Here is a 23,338-nt window from a genome sequence, read left to right on the forward strand (position 1 = left end):
GCTCTAGCCCACACCACAGGTAGATCGGTTCACCGTCGTAGGTCGCTGATGCCGAGTTCGGTCCACATCCAGCCGAAGTCGTAGCTCGCCATCGGATCACTGGGCGCACGGCCACGCCTGCTCTCGCTCTCCAGAAACTTCAGTCAAGCCGCCGCCTTCTCGCGCCCCGCCTTCGAGCGCACGCTGGCACGCGGAGTCTTGTCGCCCAACATGCCGACTGGCTGATCGAGAGCAGCGCGGTAATGGCCGCTCAGCCCCTCGTGCACGAGGCTCGTCTGCAGGTCGGGTGGAAGCTCCTCTTCATGGGGCGGAGCCTCCTTCTGAGATTAAGCCATCGCCTGCGCGACGGTTTGGATCTCGGTCAGCGGCGAGCGCACCAGACGGTCCAACAAAGGCGTGAAGAGTGCCTGTGCCCGCGCGGCCCGATCCGCCGAGTTGACGCTCACCAGCAAGCCCGTCTCGATCAACTCGATGGTGCCCAGCACCGTGCCACCGTTCTCAAGCGTCACGCTGTAGGTCTGCATCGTTCCGGTGCCGGTCGTCCCGGTGTTCCGTGGCTTCGGAAACGGACGAGACTTCGTTTCTAGCCAGTTCCAGAACGTGTCGGTCTCCTCCCGCAGGTCCGGCACGCTGCGCAGCCGCGCCCGCACCTCGGCCACGTCTATCCTCGGCAAGAGTGGGTACCGCATAGTGTGGAACGCGATCTCGGCGCCCTCGCTGTTCACCAGGGTCGGTAAGCTCGGATCCAGCAGCCCGGGCAGGATGTCTGCGAGCCACAGGTTGGTGAACAGCGGCGCCGCGTCGGTCAGGAGGAGTGTGTCCAGGACGCTCCGGTCGGCATCGGCCGGCAGATCCCCCTTCCGCGCCAGCTTCTTGAACTCACGACCGGCGCGCTTGGCCGAACTCTTCAGGATGCGCAGCACCTCCTCGGAGGCATCGCGCCCGAACGAGAGCACACCGCCTGCCATGACATGCGAGCCGCCGTGCTCGACGATGCGTGCGCCGATCCGCTCCCAAGGCGCGAGAGATCGACTGGCCGTCCGCTCCGTGATGCGGACCGGCTCGCCTCCGCGGACCAGATCACGGGCCAGAAAGCTCTCGCCGGGAACGAGGCCGCTGACCTCGTACAGGCTCATCACGGAGCGGCGCAGCGCCTCCATGTAGCGCCTGTTGGCGACCGGCTCCTTCCAGCTCCGGCGCTTGAGGTACGCGTCCACCAAGTTGACGTCGTCGGGCTCGACGGTGCGGGTGAGGAAATCCTCGAAGGCGCAGCCCCACAGCGTCATAAACTGAGCCGGACCCAGGAGGCTCTCCAAGTCCTCCAGCTCCAGGTCGGCTTGCTCGCAGGCTGGTCCGACATGCAGCCAAAGCGCCTCATCGAACGGCTCCCGCCACTCCTCGCGCGTGAGCCACTTGATGAGACCTGCGAGCGAGGAGCTGCTGGGCATGGCGGTTCCGGAAGCTCACGCCAGGGTAGCGGCTGGTGCTCGACGATCAAGCATCCCGGCTCTGCAACCCCTGCTGCTCGGGAAGGCACACAGTCCAGAAAACGAGAGAGATGCCGCCGTCGCTGCCGAGCTTAGATCACAGGCCCGCGAGCCCTCGCCGCGCCTGGAACCACATGGTGCGCGAGGCGCTAACCATATCGACCGCAGCGGGTTGTGGAACCGGAAGCGAACCATGGCCGACAGAGCGAACGCCGAGCCTCCACTGACCGTCGATCGCCGCGGCTTCGTCAAGCTCGCCGGTGTCGCCGCAGCCGCGGCAAGCGCGCCGGTCACGGCCGCCCTCGCGCAGGCCGGGCAGACCGAGCGCGTCACGCCCCAGCCTGCACCACCGCTCGCGGCCGACGAGAACACCGCCGACATCCTGGTCGATACCCTGATCACCTGGGGCGCTACCCACGCGTTCGGCATCGTCGGCGACGGCATCAACCCCATCGTCGAGGCCCTGCGCAAACGCCAGGACAAGATCGCCTTCATCGGCGTCCGCCACGAGGAGGCCGCCGCCTTCATGGCCGCCGGCATGGCCAAGCACGGCGGTCGCCTGGGGGTGTGTCTCGCCACGACCGGACCCGGCGCCGTCCACCTCATGAACGGGCTGTACGACGCCGCCTACGACAACGCCCCCGTGGTGGCGATCACCGGCACGACCTTCCACGACCTGGAAGGAATGCGCTTCATGCAGAGCGTCGACACCGTCAAGCTGATGCAGGACGCGGCGCTGTTCAACGAGCGCGTCACTGGTCCCGCGAACGCCGTGATGCTCGTCAACCGCGCCTGCCGAGCGGCATTCGCCGGCCGGGGCGTTGCGCACCTCACCATCGCCAAGGACGTGCAGCGCCAAGCCCTCTCCGCCGACAAGCCCTCGCCCGAGAACCACGGCGGGCGCACCTCCTCTTCCTGGTCGCCGCCGATGGGCACACCGCCCGCAGACCAGCTCCGGGCCGCCGCAGAGGTCATCAATGCCGGCAAGCGCGTCGCCATCCTGGCCGGCCAGGGCTGCGCGAACGCCGTGCCGCAGCTGCGCCGCCTCGCCGAGAGCCTCAGCGCGCCGATCGCCAAGGCTTACCTCGCCAAGGCGCTGCTGCCCGACGACGATCCGCTGACCACCGGCGGTATCGGCCATCTCGGCACGGCGCCCTCGCAATGGGCGATGCAAAGCTGCGACACGGTCGTGATCCTCGGCACGACCATGCCGTGGATCGACTACTACCCGAAGCCCGGTCAGGCGCGGGGCGTGCAGATCGACATCAAGCCGGACCACATCGGCCTGAAGTATCCGGTCGAGGTCGGCCTGACCGGCGACATGGGCGCGACGCTCGACGCGCTGATGCCAATGCTGAGGGCGGAGCCCGACCGTACCTTCTTGACCGAGGCGCAGACGCGCATGCGCGATTGGCGCACCCTGCTCGACCAGGTCGAGACGACCCAGAAGGGACTGCGCCTGCGGCCGCAGACGGCGATGCGCGCGCTCAGCGAGCTCGCACCGGCCAATGCCCTGTTCAGTATGGATTGCGGCGCGAACACCCATTTTGCCGCGCGCCACATTCAAATCCGGGAGGGTCAGGACTGGACGGGCTCGGGCACGCTGGTGACGATGGCCTCGGCTCTGCCACTGGCAATCGCGGGCGCGTTCGCTCATCCGGGTCGCCCCTCGATCGCCGTGGCGGGTGATGGCGGCCTGGCGATGTTGATGGCGGAGCTGTCGACGGCGGTCCTGCACGGGCTCGACGTCAAGGTGATGGTGCTCAACAACGACGCGCTGGCGCAGGTGAAGGGCGAGCAGCGGGAGATCGGCGCGCCGGAATACGGCTGCAAGCTCGGTCACATCGACTTCGCGGCCTACGCGCGTGCGGTCGGCGCCAGGGGCTTCAGCGCCGACAGCGTCGCCGATCTCAGGCCGGCGGTGCAGGCGTGGCTGTCGACGCCGGGTGTGGCGCTGCTCGACGTTCAGGTTGATGCCGAGGAGGAGAGCCACAGGCCCGACAAGGTCACGGCTTGAGCGGAAGCCGGCTGCCGCGAACAGACACGTCCTCCGGCGGCGGATGGCTCATCCTCGGCTCACGTCTCGGGCTTCGTACAAGTCGGGGCCGCCTGATCGGTCGTCTGGGCGGCCCTGCGCTCATACATGCTGATCGCCCAGCACACTCTCCAGCCTTTTTGTCGCTGAAGAGTGGGCACTTCCGTGGCGCTACGTGCGATCACGGATGTAGGACCAGCTTCTGCGGGCGCCAATTCAGCAGTTCGCTGACGTAGATTTCGTTCTCGGACGGGCAGGCGATCTCGTGGATCCAGCCGAACTGCTTGAGCTGTTTACCCGTCTCGCCGAGCACGCCCAGCACCTTGCCGTCGAGCGACAGCTTGTAGATCCGCCCCGGGAAGGCGTCGGCGACGTAGAGGACCTGCTTCGGTCCGGGTGTGATGCACAAGGCCCAGGGCGCGCCCGGCGTGAACAGATCGACCGTGGTGCGGTCCTTGGCCGGCTTGCCGCGGATGATGGCGCGCGCCTTGTCGTAGTCGAACGGCACGTCGATCTTGATGATCCGCTGGATGTGGCCACTGGTGTCCATCACCTGGATGCGGGCGTTGCCGCGATCGGCGATGTAGATGTTGTCGTTCGCGTCGGAGGCGATCGAGTGCAGGGTGCGGAACTGACCCGGCTCGGTGCCGTAGCTGCCGTACGAGTCGACCCAGTTGCCGTCCTTGTCGATCTTGGCCACGCGTGAGTTGATGTAGCCGTCGCTGATGTAGGCGTTGCCAGCCTTGTCCCAGGCCACGTCGGTGACCTGCCGGAACTGGCCCTGCACCGGTGGCAGCGGCGGCATGGGATGCTTCCAGGGCTCGGCCGTCTCGTCGGCAGCCTCGGTCTTGCGGCCCCAGACCATGGCAACGCGGCCCTCGGGGTTGAACTTGACCACCATGTCCGAGCCCTTGTCCAGGACCCAGATGTTGTCCTCGCGGTCAACACGCACGACGTGGGCGAAGGACCACGCGTACAGGCCGTGGCCGATCTCCCGGGCGAAGGTGCCGTCCGGATTGAACTCCAGGAGCTGGGTGGCAGCGGCGCCATAGGCGGGCCCCTGCGTCGCCCCGCGCGACAGGATGAAGATGTGCCCCTTCGAGTTCAGGGCGACGCCGGCAACCTCCCCGAATTGGATGTCCGGTGGCAGTTTCAGGAAGTCCGGGACTGAGTCGAACGGGATCTCGGGAACCTGCGTCGCGGGGGGCGAAGGTGACGCTGCTGAGGAAGCAGGGGCCTCGCCTGCTTTGATATCGTCGGCGCGCACGGCCGGCAGCGTCAGGGCGAGCACGCCCACAGCAACGCACAAGAAGCGGATCATCTCAGGCTTCCTCACGGACCAGCCGGTTCGATCGCCGAGCTTGGCCACGCCGGCTTAGCCCGAAAACCGACAGCTCGGAAGCCGGCGCTCGGTGATCACTGCGGATCGGCCCCGATCTCACGCAGATATGCGGCCGTCGCCGGATGCAGCCAAGCGGCCGGCACGTTCGAGACCAGGTTGCGCGGGTCGCTCTCTCGGCCCTGAGGATAGAGCCGGGCCAAGGTCTCTCGACCTCGGTCGATTGCCTGCACGAGCCGGGTGACACCGGCAGGGTCGAGGCCAGGTCGCGCCAGGATGAAACTCCAAGACCCGACGGTCTCGACGGGTGCATCCTGTCCGCGGAAGGAGCCAGCCGGGACGGTCAAGCGGCGCATCGAGGAGCGCAGTGCCAGGATCTTTGGGATCGCCTCGGGTGCAGGGCCGAAGAAGCGCGCGCCGCCAGGCGCATCCGCAAGGGTCTTGAAGCCGGGCCAGCCGAGGCTTGCGCCCCACAAAGCGGCTGCTCGGCCGTCGAGGACCTGTGTGGCGCCGTCGCCAGCGTCATCGAGGAGGATCGGCGTGATGTCGTGGTCCGGATCGATGCCGGAGCCTTGCAGCACGGTTCGCCCCATGATCGTGAAGCCTGAGCCGCGCGTGCCGAGAGCGACGGCACAGCCGCGTAGATCCTGCACGTTCTGGATCGGACTGAAGGCTGGGACCACGAACATGCCAGGCGAGGCGTCGATGGGGGCCACGACCGACAAGCCACTCCCGTCGGCCCGTCCAGCTGACAAAGCCTCGTAGGCATACTCACCCTGCACGAGGGCCAAGTCGAGCTTGCCCGCTTTCAGCAAGGTCAGGTTTTCCGTTGAGCCCTTCGTGATCCTCGGCTCGATCATCACACCTGAATCGGACTTACTGACTGCAGCGATGAGCGCTCGGCCGAAGGCGGGGAATGAACCACCGGGCGTTGCCGTCCCGAGCGTCAGATGCAGTTCTAACTCAGATAGTTGAGCCCGCGCGGGTACGGTCGCGGCGAGGGTGATGATACCGAGGAGCAGTCCACGTCGCTGTACCATGCTGCTCTCCATCAACGTGCCAGTCACGACGCGTCCACCATTGCTTCAGGTGCCCGGCGAGTTTCAGACAGTCCATGGGAAGGGGGCGCTGACGGCGCAATCCCGTGCTGAGGCCTTCTGAGGTGGCGTCCGCTTTCGGGATCCTGCCAACTACGCCTGAACGGCTGGGACGGGCGCAAAGCCGAACGGCCGGTTTTGCGCGCGATGGCGATGCGGCGTGACGTAGTCTGGCCGAAAACGGAATGACCGCTTCTGAGAAGGCTGCCCGGAGAAGCGGACGTTCTTCTACCGACCCAATTGAGATGGTGGGTGAACGCGACCCCATAGCCACAAGCGGACGCTGTTGAGATCGAGGTGCCTCGACCCGCGCAGCGTGGCCGTTGCGGGCCGTTCACCGGCGCGCTATCATTCCGGTGTCGGAAAAGGCAGACTTGGTTTGGTAAGCCCAAGTCCTTTCGGTAACGAAAGCTCTGGTCTTTGGCCCCGTGCCGCAGATCCCCACGACGAACGAAGGACGCCTTGGCGCGTCCGGCTGTTCGTCCGTGCGGGTCTCAGGTTCGGGAAACGCTCCGGTCGAACATCGACCCTGGAGCCCGACCATGCCCACATCAACGACGTTCTACGACACGATCATCACCGGCGCAGGTCCCGTCGGCCTGTTCCTCGCTTGTGAGCTGTCGCTGGCGGGATGCTCGGTGCTGGTCCTCGAACGGAAGGGTGATCCGTCCTCGCCGTTGAAACGCGCGCCGTTCGGGCTGCGTGGCCTTTCCGTCCCGGTAATCGAGAGTCTCGACCGACGTGGTCTGCTGGACGCGATCGAGGCCCACGCAGCCACCAGCGCCACACCGGGTACGGCGCATTTCATGAAGCAGACCCGCCGTCCCGGCGGCCACTTCGCTGGCATCCCGTTCTTCCATGACCGGATCGACACCGCACGCTGGCCCAATCGCCTGCCCGGAACAGTCGGCAGTGTCGCCGCGGAGATGGCGAGCATTGAAGCCATCCTGGCCGCGCGCGCGGAGGCGTCGGGCGTCACGGTTTTGCGGGGCGCGGGCGTTGAGGACTTCAACCGGACGGAGGAGTCCGTGGTCGTTCAGGCGGGAGGCCAAACGTTCCGGGCCAGTTGGCTCGTCGGCTGCGACGGCGCCCGCAGCGCGGTGCGCAAGGCGGCTGGCATCGCGTTCACCGGCACCGAGCCGGAGTTCACCGGCTACTCGGTCCAGGGCGAGCTGGCCGGCGCGGACGCACTCAAGCCCGGCCGCCACTACACCGCGCAGGGCATGTACCTGTACACGCCGCCCGGTACGGTCGCGATGGCCGATTTCGACGGCGGTGCCTTCCACCGCTCGGCACCGATCACCCGCGAGCATGTCGAGGCGGTCCTGCGTAGGATCTCTGGCGCCGATGTCACGGTCACCCGACTCGATCTCGCGACCACCTGGACCGACCGCGCCCATCAGGCGAGCGCGTATCGCAGCGGGCGCGTGCTGCTGGCCGGCGACGCTGCGCACATTCACTCGCCGCTGGGTGGCCAGGGCCTCAACCTCGGGCTCGGTGATGCGATGAACCTGGGCTGGAAGCTCGCGGCCACGGTACGTGGCGATGAGCCGGCGGGCCTCCTCGACACCTATGAGCGTGAACGGCATCCGGTTGGTACCCGTGTCCTCGACTGGTCGCGGGCTCAAGTCGCGCTGATGCGGCCGAGCCGAAGCTCCCGCGCCCTCGAAGCCATCATCCGCGACCTCATCGAGTTACCAGACGGCGCGACATACTTCGCCGAGCGGGTGTGGGGCGTCTCGCTCCGCTACGATGTCGGTGGCAGCCATCCTCTCGTGGGATGCAGCGTTCCCGATTTCATGCTGATCGATGGAAGGAGGGTCGGCAGCCTCTTGCGAGACGGCAAGGGCTTGCTCCTGGACTTCGATCCTGACCAGTCGCTTCAGGCCCTCGCGAGCCGACGGTCCGGGCGAATTAGCTATATCGCGGCGGACGCGCGGGATCGGCTAGGCTTGCAGGCCGTGCTCGTGCGGCCCGACGGGATCGTCGCTTGGGCTAGCGAGGCCGCGCCCGACGAGGCGGTCGTCGGCCGAGCTATGACGACATGGTTCGCGAAAGACCAGGGGTAGTCCCGTGGATCGGCGTTGAGGCGGAACCTTAATCAAATTCGAGATAGTGCGTTGAACTCAATAGTGAACTGAGGATGGAGCGGGGTTCCGGCCGGCGCTGATTGGGGCCCCAACATCTCATCGGTTATGTGAGTGATATTAGAGCGATACTGCAGTTTTGACTGAGGGCCTGCTTCGAAGCCGAACCACAGCGGTACGATCTCGTCTGCGCAACCAGCCCGCTTTGATCCGGATGCTCGGTGTCGCCGCGAGACTGGAGGGCAGAAATGAGGAGAAGGACGTTCTTGTGTTTGCCCGGCCTTAGGCTAGCTCTCGGATCGGACAATGTTCACGCGGGCGAAAAGCTTTCCCATGTCGCGCTGATAACCGCCAGCACCGGCATGCTTACTGTGCGTGACTTCCTGAAGGCGCTCACCGAAAAAGGATGGATTGAGGGTCGGAATATCGATTTCCAGTACGGCTACGGCAACGATGATGCCGCGCAGCTCGACAAGGCCATCTCCGACGCGGTCGCGCGGAAGGTCGATGTGATCGTGGCGTGGGGTACCCTCGCGCCTCTCGCGGCCAAGCGCGCGACGAGTGCGATCCCGATCGTCATGGCTGGCGCGGGCGACGCGGTGAGGAGTGGGCTGGTCGCAAATCTCTCCCGGCCGGGCGGCAACATCACCGGGTACAGCTTCGTCCCCCCTGCGATGAACGAGAAGCGGCTGCAGATAATCGTCGGCGTCAGGCCCGGCCTAAACCGAATCGCCGTTGTATACAACGACGCGAATCCTCATTCGGCCGAGGTGTCTGCCGACCTGAAATCGATCGCCGGGCGTTATGGGGCTAAGACCGAGCCTATGTCTATAAACAACCCCCGTGACGTCGAAGGCGTTTTTCGGCGCGCCGAGAACCGGGGTAGCGAGGCGCTGATGCTCGTCGAGGATCCGCTGACCAATAGCGTCCTGGATGCCGTCGCGAGTGGCGCGATCAGGAGCAAGCTCCCGTCGTTGGGGGAGCGGCGGGAATTCGCGGCAGCCGGCGGTTTGATCTCGTATGGTCCCGATCTGAATGACAGTGCGGAAACGGTGGCGACCTACGTCGATTTGATCCTCCGGGGGAGGAAGCCGGCGGACCTGCCGGTCCAGCAGCCGACCAGGTTCAATCTGGTGGTCAATACGAAGACGGCGCGCTTGATGGACCTCGATCTCCCGGCCGAGCTGATCGCCCGGGCGGATGAGATCCTGGATTAGTTTACGTCCTTCTTGCTCGATGCTCGCCGGGTCGCTCTCGCTCTTGAGGTGCCACCCCTCGCGGGCCCGTTCTCCCGGTCCGAGCGCATGGCCAAGTGGAACGAGACGTTGCGCATTGAGGAATGCATGGGCCGGGATGCCGTGTTCGCGGGCTGGTCGGCCTTGCCGTTCAGTGAAACGGTCCCGCCTCACTCACGTGGCTTGTAGTCGGCGATCTGACGGTGCGCGGTCGCGACGAGGGTCGCCGCGTTCGGAGGCAAGGTAGCTGACCGAATCTGGCCGAAAGCTGCCTGACCGCTTTGGAGCGACGGGGAGCAAGAAGCAGACCTGTCCCTTAAGTTTCCACTTTGTCGCAGAGGCCGGTCCGCGACATGCTCGCAGGCGATCCTTCTGCCATCTCACGAGCTCGAGTGTGGGCCTGCCAAGGCGCAGGAGCGCAGGCGTACCAAGTCTGTGTCTCGGCTCGCCAGTATGAGGCCCGCAATCCCCTTGCGAAGCTGCCGAACACCAAGCATCGATCCACGCCGGGCGCCTACGTGTCCATCCGGATGGCGAAGAGGCGTAGGACGGCAGTAGTGCCGCGCACGGGCTGGACTGCCACGATACGTGCCTCGCCGGATGTCATATTCTCCACCACGGCCTCCGACACGAGGCAATCGCAGGCCACTGTGCGGGTCATCTGTTCCAGGCGGCGAGCCACGTTGACGGTCGTACCAACCGCGGTGAATTCGACGCGCTCCGCCCCGATGGCGCCGATGAAGACCGGACCGCGGTGCAGCCCGATACCAACCCGGACTGGAGGCAGATCGACTCCTACTCGGTCTCGGTTCCAGGCCGCCATCGCGGATGCGAGATAGCAGGCCGCGGCGACCGCACGATCGGCATCGCCGGGTGCCGCGGCCGGTGCTCCGAACACGGCCATCACCTCGTCGCCAACGAATTTGTCGATGAGGCCGCCCGCCGCCTCGATCGCTCGTGCGGCGCGAGCCCGGAAGTCGGCGAGGAACGCGGCGACGTCGCCGGGCGCCAAGCCCTCGCAGAGGCGGGTGAAGCCACGGATGTCCGCGAAGAGCACCGTCGCCTCCTGCTCCCAGCCTACGCGCAGGGCGTGGGAGTCGGTCTCGGCGAGCAATTGGGCAATCGCTGGCGCGGTCAGGCGCGCGAGGTTGTTCCGGTGCCGCGTGGACTCCTGCTCGGCGCTGTGCAGGCGCTGCACCCGCAGCGAGAGCCAGGCTAGGGCGAGCCCGGCGAGGCCAAGGGTGACAGGCTCCGGCGCGGTCGCGGTCGCAAGCCCCAGGAGCAGTGGCATCGACGCTGCGGCGATGAGCGGGCGGCACCCCGCCGCTGGGGCGGCGAAGTGTCCGCGGACGCGCTGGGGCGCCGCCCCGTCCCAGCGCGTCCGCCAAAGAGAGTGAGCGGCGCCTGCCATCTCCGCGCAGGCCTCCAGAAGGGGCATCGCCGGCATCAGCAACCCGTGCAGACGCGGTTTATGATGCGCTTCGCCCTGATGTGCTCGCGCTCCAAGGCGGGAGAACGGGGATCCCGACTCGTCCGGGACGGAAGGGAGTGGGCGATCGCGGCAGGGCTCGGAACGTCGGGCTGCGCAAAGCGTGGGACCGGCTGCGACCGCGCGTCGACCGGGACGGCTAGGGACAAAAAAAGTGTTCCGATGATGGCGTCTACCGCGGCTCTCGCTCGATGGAGGATCATGATATCGTGCTCCAGATGATGGGGATTCAGATGTATATTTGAGATGTTTCGCCGCAACTTCGGCATTTCAGTGAAATAGCTACAACAGCAATAACGTACCATCGACCGAAATCACTGAAATCAAGACGAATTGCATCCGATGAGTATTTGGAGTTGATCTTGGATATGGGAAAGGCACCCGGTCTAGCGGGCCGGATGCCGTCATGCGCGTAAATGAGGCGGCCGTCTTTCCCACGGCTCTCCTCGGCCAAGCTCGGTGTTCTGTCAGGCGGCGCTGCGCACGTGGTCGCCTCCGCCGTATCGGGATATGAGCCGCAGGATCTCGGCATTCGCGTCGTACGTGGCGAACTCGGCGGCGAGGCGCTGCGCCTCCCGACGATGGCCGGGCGCGTCAAGCACGGTTCGCACCGCCTGCCGGATCGCCTCAGGCGTCGGGTCGTTCGTGGCGAGGTCGATCCCCGCCCCTGACCAGGCGATGCGGGCGTTCACGTCGGCCTTGTCCTCGGTGAGGCCGGCAGCGACGAGGGGAATCCCGAAGCTCAGGGCCTGATTGACGCTCCCGTAACCGCCATTGGTCACCATGGCGTCGATCCGGGGCAGCAGCCACTCGAAGGGTAGGTAGGGCGAGAGCCGCGCATTGGCCGGGATCGGGCCCGGGATGGCGTCGAGCCCCCGCCCGCCCGCCGTCACCACGGTCAGGATGTCGGGCTCACCGGCGAGGGCTGCCAGGGCCGGACCGACGAGCAAGCCGAAATCGTGGTTCGCGACCGTGCCCTGCGTGACGAGCACGACCTTGCGGGTGCCGTCGAGGTCGCCTACCCAGGGGGGAGGCGACGCCTGGCCGAGGACGATCGGAAGGGCCCCGATGAAGCGCACCGTCGGCGGCGGAGCGAAAGGATATTCGAAGCTCGGGACGGTGAGCTGCAGGTAGGTGTCGGCCAGCCGCACCACTGCGTCGAACAGCGGCCAGGGCGGAGCCGCTAAGCCGAGTTCCGCCAGCACGGCTACGAGGCTTAACCCGACCGGGCGGTCGACCGCCGCGTCGTAGGCCTCGGCGATCCGCGCGTAGGCCGTCTCCTGCTCCGGTGTCTCGGCTGGCGGAAGACCCAGGAAGACCGGCGCCCGGTCGGGGCGCGCGCAATGGAGGATCGAGGTGCCGCACAGGACGATGGCGGGCCGCTCCGCGCGCGGTCCGAGCAGCAGCGGCAGAGCGCCGAAGAACATGTCGTCGCCGATCACCACCGAGGCCGGAAAGGCCTGCAGCGCGTCTCGCAGGCCCCGGTGCTGGTCGGGGATCCGGTCGACGAACATGCGCTCCATGGCGACGCGCAACCAGTCCGGCCCGGGCGGGATCTGAGCCAGTTCGGGCACGACGGCGAGGATGTTGCGGCCGTCGAAATCGGCTGTTCCGGGAAGGGCCATGAAGCGCGCACCCGCCGCCGTGATGCGGTCGCGGAAGGCGGAGCCCGACAGGACCATGACCTCGTGGCCGTCGGCGGCCAGGATGCGGGCGATGGCCAGTAGGGGGTTGAGATGGCCCGTGGCGGGCGTCGAGCAGAGGAGGACCTTCATCGCACGTCCTTTTCAGGGAGGGAGCGTTAGCGGGGGAGGAAGGGGTGCCGCGCGATCGCCGCGGCGCCCGGTAGCGAGACTGGGGGCGGCCTGTTACGGCGCGGCTGCGGATCGCAGTCGAAACGGTTACGGCTGCAACCGACTCGAGAAGGCTCTAGGCAGCGACTCGCAGCGCATCGATGCGGCGGATGCCGCTGTGGCCCTGGAGCACCGGCATCGCGCCAGTCAGACGCAGGCGCGGGGCGACGCGCATCAAGGCGCGCAGGCCTTCCTCCAGCTCGACCCGGGCCAGAGCCTCGCCGATGCACCGGTGCGCGCCGCCGCCGAAGATCGGATGCAGGCGCGGGAGGTCGGTGCGCCGGATATCGAACGTGTCGGGATGCGCGTACACCGCCTCGTCCCGAAGCGCCGACAGCGTCGAGAGCAGGATTAGGCTTCCGGCCGGCACAACATGCCCGTCGAGGCGGATCTCCTCTCGGGCGACCCGCCCGGCGGACCCGACGCTCGGCTCGTAGCGGAGGGATTCGACCACCGCGGCCGGGATCAGGCTGGGATCGCGGCTCACCGCCGCCCATTGCTCGGGGTGCTGAAGCAGCAGCGCCACCTGCATGGCGCCGGCCACCCGGGTCGTGTCCGTGCCGCCGATGATCATCTGCACGAGCTGGATGACCACTTCCTGCGGTGTGAGTTCGCCCACCGCATCGGCCTCCGCGAGGAAGCGCGACAGGAAATCATCCCCCGGCGGCGACCGGCGCGCCTTGAGCATCGCGAGCACGTAATCCTGCAGCGCGACCGCCGCCGCTTCGAGATCCGGGATGTCCTCCGGTCCGAAGGTGAAGCTCAGCACCCGGGAGACCTCGTAGGCGAGCCGCGTGAAGCGCGGGATGTCCCCGCGCGGCAGGCCGAGGATGTCGGCAATGGTCTGGGCCGGGATCAGGGCGGTGTAGCGCTCGACGAGGTCGACCTCCCCCTCCGGCATCCAGTCCCGGACGAGGCTCTCCGCGGCTGAGCGGATCCGGGGGCGCAGGCCTTCGATGATTCGGGTCGCGAAGGTGCGAGTGAAGGGCGAGCGGCGCCGGCGATGGACCACCCCGTTGGCGGTAAGCATCCCGTGCGCAAAGATGTCGAACAGCGGGCCCTCCGTGATCCCGCGCGTCTCCGGATAGAGCGTCTCCGTCGCCTGGACGCGGGGGTCGCGCATCAGCAGGTCGACATCGCGGGCGCGGAGCACGAGGAAGCCGGCGACCTCATGGCCGACGAAGGGCAGCCGGGGACGCCAGGCGCGGAACACCCCGTGCGGATCGGCTTCCAGCTCCGCCACCGTCAGCGTCGGGACGCCGTCGGGAGGCTCGGAAATGCCAGCGTATCGCGCTCTGTCTTCGGTTCCGTTCATCCGTGGGTCCTCGCTGCTGCGGTGCGCGAGAACTCTCGGAAGCCCGAGCTACAGGATGAATTCGGAAGCTCGGCCGATGATTACAATCATAACATTCAGTGCGCCGGTCTGCACGACCACGCGTGGACGTCCCACTTGTGCGAAAGAGCACGTCTGGTGCGGCGCGTTTCGTGCGTCAGAGAATCCGAAATCATGCCGTAACTTGGTCCTTCGAGAAAGCTACCGCTTTGCGGAAGGAGAGATCTTCATGGTTGCAGGGCGGGCGAATACCGACGACGTCTTCGAGGCGTTGCTGAGGCAGACGATCACGGAGTCGGTGATCGGCGGCAAGGGTTACGGGGTCTCGGGTGACGAAGACCTCTTTGCTCGCCTGAGGCACTATGAGCGGCGGGCGCTCCAGGAGCAGCTGAGCTCACAGACACTCCAGGTCATTTCGTCGGCGCGGCGCCTTCTGGGCGGCAGGCTGCAGAGGAGCGGAAGCCGTGACGTTGGCGTGTGATGACGACGGACGGCGTCCGAACAGGATGCCGCCCCGCTGATCGAAGCTAGATGTTCGGTCCCGGCATGTGGTGTGACGGATCCTCCCTTCAGATCCAGCGCCACGTGTTCAGGAGGGTGCGGGCCTATCTCCTGAGAGAGAGAGAGGACACGTCGCATGCCCGCGCCGGTGCGTGACCAACGGAGCCTGTCCGAAGGCCTTCGTGCTGCCTTCGTCTACGACGCGCGGGTCCTCAGGCCGACTGCCAGGAAGCGCTCGATCATCGTATTGACCTGGTCGGCCACCTCGATCGTGTTGAAGTGGCCCGCGAGCAACGTCTTGGCGGTCACGAGCTGCGGGCAAAGTTCACGCAGCCGGTCGAGGTCGCGCGCTGCCTCTACCAAGGGCACGTCCGCCGAGATGTAGGCCATAGGGATCCGGCAGGCGCGCGCCGCAGGAACCGGATCGTGGTGCCGCACCATGTTGCGGAGCGCCGAATAGGCCACGTGCTGCGGCGTCCTCAGGCAGGGGCCGAGGATGAACGTGTCGAAGATCGCCTGCCGCCGCGCCGGATGGTCGTGGTCGCAGCCGATCGCCCAGGCCGTCCCCCGTACGACGTCCCGGTAATCCGGGCCGCCGACGCCCGCCAGCAGCCCCTCGATCTCGGCGCTGCCCGCCGTGTCGGGCGAAGGCAGGACGATCGTGTCGATCATGACGAGACCGGCGGCGAGGTCGGGATAGCGACCGCACAGCTCCAGGGCCACCGCGCCGCCGAGGCTGTGGCCGATGACGACCGGCTTCACCAGGCCCAGCGTCCGGCACTGCCACGTGATGTCCTCGGCGAAGCCCTCCATCGTGTAGTCTTGCTCCGGGGCGTCGCTGGCCCCGTGGCCGCGCAGGTCCACAGCCACGACGCGGTGTGTCTTCGAGAAGTGCTGGATCTGCGGCGTGAAGATGCCATGATCACCGGTCCAGCCGTTGATCAGCAGCATCGGATGCCCGTCGGGCGTGAGCGGGCCAGCCTCGACATGGGCGAGCCGGGCGCCGTTACGCGTCAGGTGGAGCGACGGCCAGGAGGGCGGGTCGAAGATCATGCGGGTTCTCCGTGCTGTTGGGGGGAGCGGGATGAGGATTGCCGGCCAACCGGGCGCGCGCGCCCGGCATGGGCGACGGTCGCCGCGAGGCAGCAGCTGAGCATCACGGCGGCCATCGACAGGGCGGACCGGCCGTCGAAGAACCGGGCCACGAGGTCGCTCGCGATGGCCGCACCGCCCATCTGCAGGAAGACCGCGACGGCGCTGGCCGAACCCGCGGTCTGCGGGTTGAGCTCCGTGGCGCCGTGCATGGCGTTGGGCGAGAGGAGGCCGAAGGCCAGGGCGACGCCGACCATCGCGGCGATCACCGGCGGGGCTGCGGGCGGCCAGGCCAGCGCGGCGGCGAGGAGCATCGCCGCGGAGACCGTCGCCAGGGCGAGGCCGGCGCCGATCACCCGCGAAGGACCGATGCCCCGGGCCCCGAGGCGGCCGTTCAGGAACGCGCCGCCCATCACCGACAGGGAGCTCGCCCCGAAGACCAGCCCGTAGGTCAGCGGGCTGAAGCCGAAGGCGTCGATGAACAGCAGCGCGGAGCCGGTGATGTAGGCGAAGACTGCGCCCGCCGCCGCGGCGTTGCACAGGGCGTGACCGAGGAAGGCCCGGCTCGCCAGGATCCGGCCGTAACCGCGCAGGATCCCGGTTGCCGCCGGCTCGGAACCGGAGACGCGCCGCAGGGGCTCGTCGATGTGCCGGATCACCGCCAGGACCGCCAGGGCGGCGGCTATCGGTACGGCGTGGATCAGCCGCCAGCCACCGAGATCCATCAGCCCCGCGCCCACCGTCGGCGCAACCATCGGCACCACGTTGATAGTGAGGACGACGAACGACATCCGGGCGCGCGCCGCTTCGCCCGCGAACAGGTCGCGCACCATCGCGAGGACCGCCATGCCCGGGCCCGCGGCGCCGATCCCCTGAAGGGCCCGGAACAGCAGGAAGTGCGGCAGCGTCCGCGCCGTACCGCAGCCGAGGCTGCCGCCGATGAGGAGGAGGCAGCCGCAGACGATGGCGGGCTTGCGGCCCAGTCGGTCCGAGGCCGGACCGTAGACCAGCAGCGCCCCCCCGAGGCCGAGCAGGTAGCCGCCCATGGCCGCGCCCATCGCGGTGGCCGGCACATGCAGCGCGGCCGCCGTGTCCGACAGGCTCGGCAGGATCATGTCGATCCCGAAGGTGGGGAGCCCCGCCAGCAGCCCGAGCAACGCCGAGAAGGCGGCGGAGGCGGGGCGGATGCGTTGCTGCGTCGGCACGGCTTTGGCCCTGATCAGGCCCAAAGCCGGTCTCCGCCCCGAGCCGCGGCGCCCCTGTACGCCGCCGCCATCGCCTCGATCTCGCGGACGAGGCCGGCTGCGTCGAGATCAGCCCGCACGGCCGTGCCGAGGACCCTGGCGGCTTTGCGGAAGCCCGGTTCCGCCAGGAGCCGGCGGGCCGACGCCGCGATCTCGGCCTCGCTCGCCCCGACGGGAAGGCGCAGGCCGGCGCCGCGCAGGGCGATGCGGGCGGCGTTGTCGGCTTGGTCGCGGGCAAGCGGGATCACCAGCAGGGGCACGCCGTGCAGCAGCGCCCGGCTGACGGTGCCGTGACCGCCCTGGCACACCACCAGATCGGCCTCCGCCATGAGGGCATCATGGGAGGCGGCGGCCACGACGTGGATGGTGTCGGGGGCGGCGAGGTCCTTGGCCCCGACATTGGGACCGGTGGTCACCACGGTCTCGGCGTCGACCGTCCCGAGGGCACGCGCAACGCGCCCCAGGAGGTCGGTTTGGTTCTGGGCGCCGGTGCTGCCGGCGACGAGGATCCGAGACCGACGCACCCCGGACCATGCGGCGGGCGCCCCGCGGGACCAGCCCGGTTCATCGAGCAACGGCCCGATGTACCGGTAGTTGGCGGGAAGCGCCTCCGTGTCGAAGTCGAAGGCACGGCTGATGGCCAGAAGGACGCGCTCGGCCCGCTCGAAATGAGCGAACGCGCTGGCGACCGGCGTCAATCCGAAGGCGCGCCGCGCGGCGTTGAGCGCCGGCCTGCCCTGCTCCATCGCCGAAACGATCGCGTCGGTTGCCGCGTCCACCGTGGCCCGCTCCTCCGCATTCCGCGGCGGCGTCAGGCCGCTCGCGGCGGGCGGCATGCCGGGCAGCGGGCGGATGCTGATATGCGGCGACAGGATCGCATGCGGCAGGTCGGCCGCCTCGGCCGCCAGGGCGCAGCCGATCAGCAAGTCGATGCTCAGGACGGCGTCGGTCGGGAGGCGCCGGATCTCATCGAGCGTGTCGGCCGCATAGGCCCCCGCCGGGCCGAACATGGTCTTGCGCAGCCAGTCGGCCAGATCCGAGAAGTCGGCCGGGTCGGCATCGATGCCGGTCGGAGCCCGGCGCCACCCGATAAACGGGAAGCCCGCCGCCTCGACCTCGGCGCGCATCGCCGGGTCGGCCATGATGCGCGGGCGGTGTCCCGCACGGTCCATCTGCCGGGCCGCGGTGAGCACTGGACCGAGATTGCCCGCGGTTCCCCACGAGATGCACAAAACATGAAGCGACATGGTCTGGATTTCCCAATCTGATCGCGCACGCAGGCGCATCGTTCGGGTTGTGGTCGGGCGTTTTTTCTGAGGTGCGGCTGCGGATTTAAAAAATGAATCGGCATATTTAGGTTCTATACTGGGGTGCGCGGTGCGCGGCTCGATAAAGGTCTTATGAACTTGACAACTGGCGCCGATTTTGTCAGATCAGATTACTCAGGAAATCGATGTAGTTCGGATGAATACGGTGAATGCAGCCGCCGTAGGCGAAGCTGACCACCAAAACGTCCAGCAGCCACCGCCCGAGGCCGCCACCCGACGATCGGCGGGCTTCAGCGGGCGATGAAACGGGGCCGGCACGCTCCCGCGACCCGCTCCCCGGCGGTCCCGCAAGATCAGCCATGGGTTCTCCGCGGGCCGGTCCGGACTTGCGGAAGTGTCTTCGGCCGTTCGGTCGGACATCCGGGATGGCGGCATCAGTCATGATCGCCTCTCTATTGCAAGAAGGTGATCATGGTATTTGCCAGTTACATCTCTGTTTCGAGGCGGGGCCGTTCCGGTTACAACGGTAACAGCGTAGATTTTTAGTCGTTGGATACAGCCATGTCCGGTGCGAATGCTCGCGTTGTGCTGCCCCGCACAATATGAAGGGCGCAATCCTTTTGGGGGCGTGGTATCAGCTCAGCTGTGCAAGGCCCGATGTCCGGACGCGCCCCGATGGGCTGCCGGGATGGGTCGGCGACGGACGCGAAGGTCTCCGGGTGGCGATGTCCCCCGATCCGGGCGGCTCTCCCAGTCCCCGAGCCGACGCGTCGAGATCGTGCGATCGCGGCAAGCTGCCGCGAACCGGAGGTGGCCATGATTGAACTCAGCCTGGATCGGGGTCAGGGTCGGAGCGCGCGACCCGGCACGACCCGCATCCTCCTCATTGAGGACGATGCGGGCATGCAGCGCATCGTCTCGGACCACTTCGCCGATCACGACGTCGACGTCACCCCGGCGATCAACCGGGCAGAGGCAGAGAAGCGACTTGCGGAGGACGCGTTCGACCTCGTGGTGCTGGACCTGCGCCTCGGCTCGGAGAATGGGCTCGACCTGCTGCGCGACCTGCGCGCCAAGAGCGACCTGCCGGTGATCATCACCACCGGCCACCGCCGGGACGAGATCGACCGGGTCATCGGCCTCGAACTCGGCGCGGATGACTACCTCGTCAAACCCTACGGCCTGCGCGAGCTGCTCGCGCGGGTGCGGGTGATCCTGCGGCGGGCCGAGGTCGCGCCCGCTCCGCCGCGCGCGCAGGACTCCCACCGCAGCAGCTTCGACGGCTGGGTGCTCGATCGGCGCCGCCGACGCCTGACCGACCCCGCGGGCGCGGATGTCGCCCTCAGCAAGGGCGAGTACGCGCTGCTGGTGGCCTTCCTCGACGCCCCCCAGCGCCCGCTGAGCCGCGAGCAGCTGCTGCAGGCCACACGCGTCCACGAGGACGTGTTCGACCGCAGCATCGACGTCCAGATCCTGCGGCTGCGCCGCAAGCTTGAGGTGGATCCGAGCGCGCCGCGCCTGATCGTGACCGAGCGCGGCGTCGGCTACGTTTTCGCCGCGCCCGTCGAGAAGCTCTAGCCGTGGCCCCCCCGCGCTTGGCTCGTTCCCTCGCCGCGGCTTTCTTGACAGGCCTCGTTGGCAGCGCCGTGGCAATCCTGCCGCCGCTCGCCCAGGAGCAGCCGGTCGGCGGCCCGGTTCCGGCCGAGGCCGTGGAGGCGCTGGACGTCATCACGCCGGTCCCGAGCAGCCTCGGGGCGGATCCGGGCCGGATCGCACTCGGCCGGATGCTGTTCACCGACACCCGGCTGTCGCGCGGGGGCGACCGGGCCTGCATCACCTGCCACGACATCCGCAGCAACGGCGCGAGTGCGGTCGCCCGGAATCTCACCACTGATGGCACGCCGATGCCGCGCAATACGCCCACGGCCTTCAACGCGGCGCTGAGCTTCCGCCTGGGCTGGGCGGGCGACATCCCGACGCTGCAGGACCAGGCCGAGATCGCCCTGACGCGGCCGGAGTTCCTGGGTGGATCCTGGCCCGCGATCCTCGCGGTGATCCGTGATGATCCGGCGCTCGCCGGCCCGTTCCAGGCGGCCTACGGCCGGGAGGCCGACCGGAAAGCGGTGATCGATGCGATCAACAGCTTCGAACGCAGCCTGCTCACCCCGAACAGCCGCTTCGACCGTTGGCTGCGCGGCGATGCGCACGCCATCACCGAGGCAGAGCGGTCGGGCTACGCGCTGTTCCGGGGGATCGGCTGCGCGGCCTGCCACCAGGGCGTGAATGTCGGCGGCAATCTGTTCCAGAAGGTCGGGATCTTCGTCACGATCCCTAACAAGGCCGCCGAAGTCCTGCGGGTGCCCAGCCTGCGTAACGTCGCGGTTACGGCACCCTATTTCGATGATGGCGGCGTCGCCGCGCTTCCCGAGGCGGTGCGGCTGATGGCCCGAGCACAGCTCGGCCGGGAACTCACCGCGGCGCAGACCGAGGCGATCGTGGCCTTCCTCGGGACCCTGACAGGCTCCTACGAGGGTTGGCCCCTGACGGCGCCGCAGGCGGCGGACGCCGCGCCGCACGGGGGTGCGCAGCAGCCATGAGGCTGACCGCGCAGGCCACCGTGCTCGGCGCGCTGCTGGCGGCGCTGCTCACATGGCTGATGATCAATGGCAACGCCGAGATGGGTGCTGCTTATGTCCAGACGCAGCGCACCGTGGGCGCGATCGCGCTGGCCGAAGCGCGCATGCAGCACGACGTGCTCCGGGCGCGGACCGGGCTCCTGCGCAACTACGATCCGATCGTCGCCCACCTCCGAGAGATGCAGGACGGGGTGGCCGACCTGAAGGCGTCAAGTGGGACGGACGACGCCGATGTGCGCACTCTGGCCGAGACGATCGCGCGGGAGGCGCAGATGGTCGAGCGCTTCAAGACCGGCAATGCCCTCGTGCAGAACTCGGTCGCCTATTTCGACACCCTCAGCGACCGCCTGTCCGAGCCGGATATCGATCCCTGGCTCGCCCGCGCCGTCGCCGCCCTGCAGATCCGGGTCTCGGAACTCGCCCGGGACGCGAGCCCCAAACGCCTCGACGACATTCGCGCACGGCTCGACGCACTGCCGGGGAGCCCCCACTCGGCGGCCCGGGCGGCGGACATTGCCGCTATCGCTCTACACGGGCGCCAGCTCCTGGAGCTTCTGCCGCAGGTCGACACCGTCACTCATTCGCTGCCGGCTTCGTCGAGCGAGACGGCGCGGCAGGCCCTGGTGGAGGCCCGCCACACTCTGCGGGACGAGCGGCAGACCCGGGCGGACAATTTCCGCCTCGCACTTTATGCGCTCGCCCTGGCGCTACTCGCCCTGGTGGTCCGAGCGGGCCTGCTGATGCGGGAGGGGACCTTAGTCCTGCGCCGGACTGTCGCCTTCCAGACCGTCGTGGCGCAGGCCGCCAACCGCTTCCTGGCAAGCCAGCCCGACGAGATTTCCGCGACCATTGGCGAGGTCCTAGCCATGGTGGGTGACGGCGTGGCCACGGACCATTGCTACGTCATCATGCTCGACGGCACCGGTGCGGCCCATCTCTGGAACCGGCCGGGCCTGAGCGCGCCGTGCGACTGGCCGGTGGCGCAGCATGCTCTGATCCCCGACATCAACGCCGCGCCGGGTGACCTCATCTTCGTCGAAACCGCGGAGGGGACCGGACCGCCGGCCCTGGTGCGGGCCTTGGCGGCGCGAGGTATGGTCTCCTGGGCGTGCGCGCGCCTCCGCCGGGGGGAGCAGATCGTCGGTCTGCTGTGCTTCGAGCGCAGCACAACTGCCCTGCCGACGTGGCTGCGCCATTCCCGCGGCCTGCTGCAGGTGGTGGCCGACAGTTTCGGGGCGGCCCTGGAGCGTCAGCACGTCTGGGCGGAGCGCCGCGAGATCGAGGCGGCGCTGCGGCGCGCGCAGCGGCTCGAAGCGATTGGGACCTTCGCCAGTGGGGTGGCCCACAATTTCAACAACGTGCTCAACGTCATGCTTGGCCATGCCGAGATCGCCGCCGATGCACTGCCAGCCAACCCGGGGCGAGCCGCCACGCAGGTCGAGCTGCTGGTCCAGGCCGGCGGCCGGGCGCACGAGATCGCGGGACATATCCTCGATTACGGTCGGCGGGGCGGCGCCACGCAGAGCACCAGCGCGGTCGATGCGATCGTGGCCGAGACCGTGGCTCAGATCCGCACCTCGACCGCCGACCCAACCGCGATCCGCCTGACCGGGGCGGCCGAAGGCGCGATCGTCGATGGCGAGCCGGCGCAGCTGCAGCAGGTGATCCATAACCTGATCCGCAACGCCATCCAGGCCTCCCAACCGGGCGCGGCGGTCGACGTGCAGCTTGAGCGTGTTCGATTACCGGAGCGGCGGACCCTCTCCCACGGGGAGCTGCCATCCGGTGAGTACGCCCGTATCCGCGTGGTCGACACCGGCCGCGGGATGGACGAGGCCACGCTTGCACGGATCTTCGAGCCGTTCTTTACCACCCGTCCGGCTGGTACCGGGCTCGGGCTCGCCACCGCCTTCGAGTTCGTCCAGGAACAGGACGGCGCCTTTCACGTGCGCAGCGCATCAGGGGTGGGCAGCGCGTTCGAGGTTTGGTTGCCCGTACGCCCGCAGGCCGAGCCTGGCGTCTCGACCGTCGGCGGTACCGTGATGGTCGTCGGAGGTGCGCGCTCGGCGGTGCAGGAGGATGAAGAGACCCTCGCGGCCTTGGGCTACGAGCCCATCGGCTACACAGACCCGGAAGCGGCGCTGACGGCTCTGCGCTCGGAGCCAGGTCGCTTCGACCTGCTGATCGTCGAGAACAGGCCGTCGGGTCCGTTGGGTCTCGCTTTTGCCCGCCGCGCCGCCCGAATAGTGAACCGTCCCATCGTACTCTCGCTTTCGGCCGCAGACACAGTGAAGCCGGAGGTTCTCTCGGCCATCCCCATCGTTGACGTTGCACGCCGACCCTGGCGCTCGAACGCACTCGCGCTCACGCTGCGGCGACACCTGGGGTCCGAAACGCGGAGCGGATCGCCTTGGCGCGAGACCGCCGAGAATCGAGCGGCGTCGCAATAGCGGTTGATCATTCAGACGCGAGTGGCTCGACGAAGCCGCGGTAAGGTCCGCTTACGAGCTATCGTCACAGCCAGCGGAATGGCCGGGATGGGCGCTTTGCAGAATGTCTGCTTGCGGGCAGCGCCCCAACTTCCTCAATCCGCCCTGAGCCACCGTTGTCGGCGGCCGGCAAAGCTAGGGGCCTTGCCGACC

General features: G+C 67.9%; 17 protein-coding genes and 1 pseudogene. 8 read left to right on the forward strand and 10 right to left on the reverse strand.

Annotated elements, in window-relative coordinates; translation table 11 throughout:
- Window positions 1-326: 326 nt before the first annotated feature.
- On the reverse strand, window positions 327-1,286 hold the full coding sequence (locus MKL01_RS25005; RefSeq protein ID WP_243907868.1) for a hypothetical protein: 960 nt from the start codon (window positions 1,284-1,286) through the stop codon (window positions 327-329).
- A gap of 160 nt (window positions 1,287-1,446) precedes the next feature.
- On the opposite strand from MKL01_RS25005, the gene MKL01_RS25010 reads away from it, so the two are divergent.
- Window positions 1,447-3,504, forward strand: a complete 2,058-nt coding sequence (locus MKL01_RS25010; RefSeq protein ID WP_243907869.1) for a thiamine pyrophosphate-dependent enzyme — start codon at window positions 1,447-1,449, stop codon at window positions 3,502-3,504.
- A 199-nt stretch (window positions 3,505-3,703) separates the two neighbouring features.
- On the opposite strand, the gene MKL01_RS25015 is transcribed toward MKL01_RS25010, so the two are convergent.
- Together MKL01_RS25015 and MKL01_RS25020 are read right to left on the reverse strand one after the other, a co-directional pair.
- Window positions 3,704-4,843, reverse strand: coding sequence for a peptidyl-alpha-hydroxyglycine alpha-amidating lyase family protein (locus tag MKL01_RS25015; protein WP_243907870.1), 1,140 nt, complete (start codon window positions 4,841-4,843; stop codon window positions 3,704-3,706).
- 95 nt (window positions 4,844-4,938) lie between these two features.
- Window positions 4,939-5,901 carry a TAXI family TRAP transporter solute-binding subunit gene (locus MKL01_RS25020; protein ID WP_243907871.1) on the reverse strand — a complete coding sequence of 321 codons (963 nt, stop codon included), beginning with the start codon at window positions 5,899-5,901 and terminating at the stop codon, window positions 4,939-4,941.
- Between the two features lie 599 nt (window positions 5,902-6,500).
- On the opposite strand from MKL01_RS25020, the gene MKL01_RS25025 reads away from it, so the two are divergent.
- From MKL01_RS25025 to MKL01_RS25035, 3 genes and pseudogenes are all read left to right on the forward strand, one after another.
- Window positions 6,501-8,027, forward strand: a complete 1,527-nt coding sequence (locus MKL01_RS25025) for an FAD-dependent monooxygenase (RefSeq protein ID WP_243907872.1) — start codon at window positions 6,501-6,503, stop codon at window positions 8,025-8,027.
- A gap of 284 nt (window positions 8,028-8,311) precedes the next feature.
- Window positions 8,312-9,262 carry an ABC transporter substrate-binding protein gene (locus MKL01_RS25030; protein ID WP_243907873.1) on the forward strand — a complete coding sequence of 317 codons (951 nt, stop codon included), beginning with the start codon at window positions 8,312-8,314 and terminating at the stop codon, window positions 9,260-9,262.
- Window positions 9,263-9,325: 63 nt separating this feature from the next.
- Window positions 9,326-9,469 (forward strand): annotated as a pseudogene (locus tag MKL01_RS25035) (phosphopyruvate hydratase); the annotation flags it as partial.
- 325 nt (window positions 9,470-9,794) lie between these two features.
- Here the strand turns inward: MKL01_RS25035 and MKL01_RS25040 are convergent.
- From MKL01_RS25040 to MKL01_RS25050, 3 genes are all read right to left on the reverse strand, one after another.
- The gene (locus MKL01_RS25040; RefSeq protein ID WP_243907874.1) at window positions 9,795-10,571 is read right to left on the reverse strand and encodes an adenylate/guanylate cyclase domain-containing protein; all 777 of its coding nucleotides are present in this window, start codon (window positions 10,569-10,571) and stop codon (window positions 9,795-9,797) included.
- Window positions 10,572-11,236: 665 nt separating this feature from the next.
- Window positions 11,237-12,544 (reverse strand): glycosyltransferase, encoded by a 1,308-nt coding sequence (locus MKL01_RS25045; RefSeq protein ID WP_243907875.1) that lies wholly within the window; start codon window positions 12,542-12,544, stop codon window positions 11,237-11,239.
- A gap of 154 nt (window positions 12,545-12,698) precedes the next feature.
- A complete protein-coding gene (locus MKL01_RS25050; RefSeq protein ID WP_243907876.1) occupies window positions 12,699-13,937 on the reverse strand; it encodes a cytochrome P450 in 1,239 nt (412 codons plus the stop codon).
- Window positions 13,938-14,184: 247 nt separating this feature from the next.
- On the opposite strand from MKL01_RS25050, the gene MKL01_RS25055 reads away from it, so the two are divergent.
- Window positions 14,185-14,436, forward strand: coding sequence for a hypothetical protein (locus tag MKL01_RS25055; protein WP_243907877.1), 252 nt, complete (start codon window positions 14,185-14,187; stop codon window positions 14,434-14,436).
- Between the two features lie 215 nt (window positions 14,437-14,651).
- Here the strand turns inward: MKL01_RS25055 and MKL01_RS25060 are convergent, their stop codons facing one another.
- The 4 genes from MKL01_RS25060 to MKL01_RS25075 form a co-directional block, all read right to left on the reverse strand.
- Window positions 14,652-15,509, reverse strand: coding sequence for an alpha/beta fold hydrolase (locus tag MKL01_RS25060; RefSeq protein ID WP_243907878.1), 858 nt, complete (start codon window positions 15,507-15,509; stop codon window positions 14,652-14,654).
- Entirely contained in the window at window positions 15,506-16,777 is a 1,272-nt protein-coding gene (locus MKL01_RS25065; protein ID WP_243907879.1) for a Bcr/CflA family efflux MFS transporter, read from the reverse strand. Before MKL01_RS25065 ends, MKL01_RS25060 begins: the two co-directional genes overlap by 4 nt.
- Window positions 16,768-18,039, reverse strand: a complete 1,272-nt coding sequence (locus tag MKL01_RS25070; RefSeq protein WP_243907880.1) for a glycosyltransferase — start codon at window positions 18,037-18,039, stop codon at window positions 16,768-16,770. Before MKL01_RS25070 ends, MKL01_RS25065 begins: the two co-directional genes overlap by 10 nt.
- Before the next feature lie 181 nt (window positions 18,040-18,220).
- Complete coding sequence (locus MKL01_RS25075; RefSeq protein WP_243907881.1) at window positions 18,221-18,421, reverse strand: hypothetical protein; 201 nt, start codon at window positions 18,419-18,421, stop codon at window positions 18,221-18,223.
- A gap of 455 nt (window positions 18,422-18,876) precedes the next feature.
- Here MKL01_RS25075 and MKL01_RS25080 point away from each other — a divergent pair, with 455 nt between their 5' ends.
- The 3 genes from MKL01_RS25080 to MKL01_RS25090 are packed head-to-tail and all read left to right on the forward strand — an operon-like array spanning window position 18,877 to window position 23,146.
- The gene (locus MKL01_RS25080; protein ID WP_243907882.1) at window positions 18,877-19,638 is read left to right on the forward strand and encodes a response regulator; all 762 of its coding nucleotides are present in this window, start codon (window positions 18,877-18,879) and stop codon (window positions 19,636-19,638) included.
- 44 nt (window positions 19,639-19,682) lie between these two features.
- Complete coding sequence (locus MKL01_RS25085; protein ID WP_243907883.1) at window positions 19,683-20,657, forward strand: cytochrome-c peroxidase; 975 nt, start codon at window positions 19,683-19,685, stop codon at window positions 20,655-20,657.
- On the forward strand, window positions 20,654-23,146 hold the full coding sequence (locus MKL01_RS25090) for a two-component system VirA-like sensor kinase (RefSeq protein ID WP_279604871.1): 2,493 nt from the start codon (window positions 20,654-20,656) through the stop codon (window positions 23,144-23,146). Before MKL01_RS25085 ends, MKL01_RS25090 begins: the two co-directional genes overlap by 4 nt.
- Window positions 23,147-23,338: the final 192 nt, after the last annotated feature.

The sequence above is a fragment of the Methylobacterium sp. J-070 genome (assembly GCF_022829385.1).
Lineage (GTDB): Bacteria > Pseudomonadota > Alphaproteobacteria > Rhizobiales > Beijerinckiaceae > Methylobacterium.

Excerpts from the sequence above, each read along its gene's own strand:
- MKL01_RS25075 (WP_243907881.1), bottom strand. The coding sequence starts at position 18,421 with ATGGCTGATCTTGCGGGACCGCCGGGGAGCGGGTCGCGGGAGCGTGCC.
- MKL01_RS25020 (WP_243907871.1), bottom strand. The coding sequence starts at position 5,901 with ATGGTACAGCGACGTGGACTGCTCCTCGGTATCATCACCCTCGCCGCG.
- MKL01_RS25015 (WP_243907870.1), bottom strand. The coding sequence starts at position 4,843 with ATGATCCGCTTCTTGTGCGTTGCTGTGGGCGTGCTCGCCCTGACGCTG.
- MKL01_RS25060 (WP_243907878.1), bottom strand. The coding sequence starts at position 15,509 with ATGATCTTCGACCCGCCCTCCTGGCCGTCGCTCCACCTGACGCGTAAC.
- MKL01_RS25010 (WP_243907869.1), top strand. The coding sequence starts at position 1,447 with ATGGCGGTTCCGGAAGCTCACGCCAGGGTAGCGGCTGGTGCTCGACGA.
- MKL01_RS25055 (WP_243907877.1), top strand. The coding sequence starts at position 14,185 with ATGGTTGCAGGGCGGGCGAATACCGACGACGTCTTCGAGGCGTTGCTG.
- MKL01_RS25090 (WP_279604871.1), top strand. The coding sequence starts at position 20,654 with ATGAGGCTGACCGCGCAGGCCACCGTGCTCGGCGCGCTGCTGGCGGCG.
- MKL01_RS25080 (WP_243907882.1), top strand. The coding sequence starts at position 18,877 with ATGATTGAACTCAGCCTGGATCGGGGTCAGGGTCGGAGCGCGCGACCC.
- MKL01_RS25045 (WP_243907875.1), bottom strand. The coding sequence starts at position 12,544 with ATGAAGGTCCTCCTCTGCTCGACGCCCGCCACGGGCCATCTCAACCCC.
- MKL01_RS25005 (WP_243907868.1), bottom strand. The coding sequence starts at position 1,286 with ATGACGCTGTGGGGCTGCGCCTTCGAGGATTTCCTCACCCGCACCGTC.
- MKL01_RS25050 (WP_243907876.1), bottom strand. The coding sequence starts at position 13,937 with ATGAACGGAACCGAAGACAGAGCGCGATACGCTGGCATTTCCGAGCCT.
- MKL01_RS25040 (WP_243907874.1), bottom strand. The coding sequence starts at position 10,571 with ATGCCACTGCTCCTGGGGCTTGCGACCGCGACCGCGCCGGAGCCTGTC.
- MKL01_RS25025 (WP_243907872.1), top strand. The coding sequence starts at position 6,501 with ATGCCCACATCAACGACGTTCTACGACACGATCATCACCGGCGCAGGT.
- MKL01_RS25070 (WP_243907880.1), bottom strand. The coding sequence starts at position 18,039 with ATGTCGCTTCATGTTTTGTGCATCTCGTGGGGAACCGCGGGCAATCTC.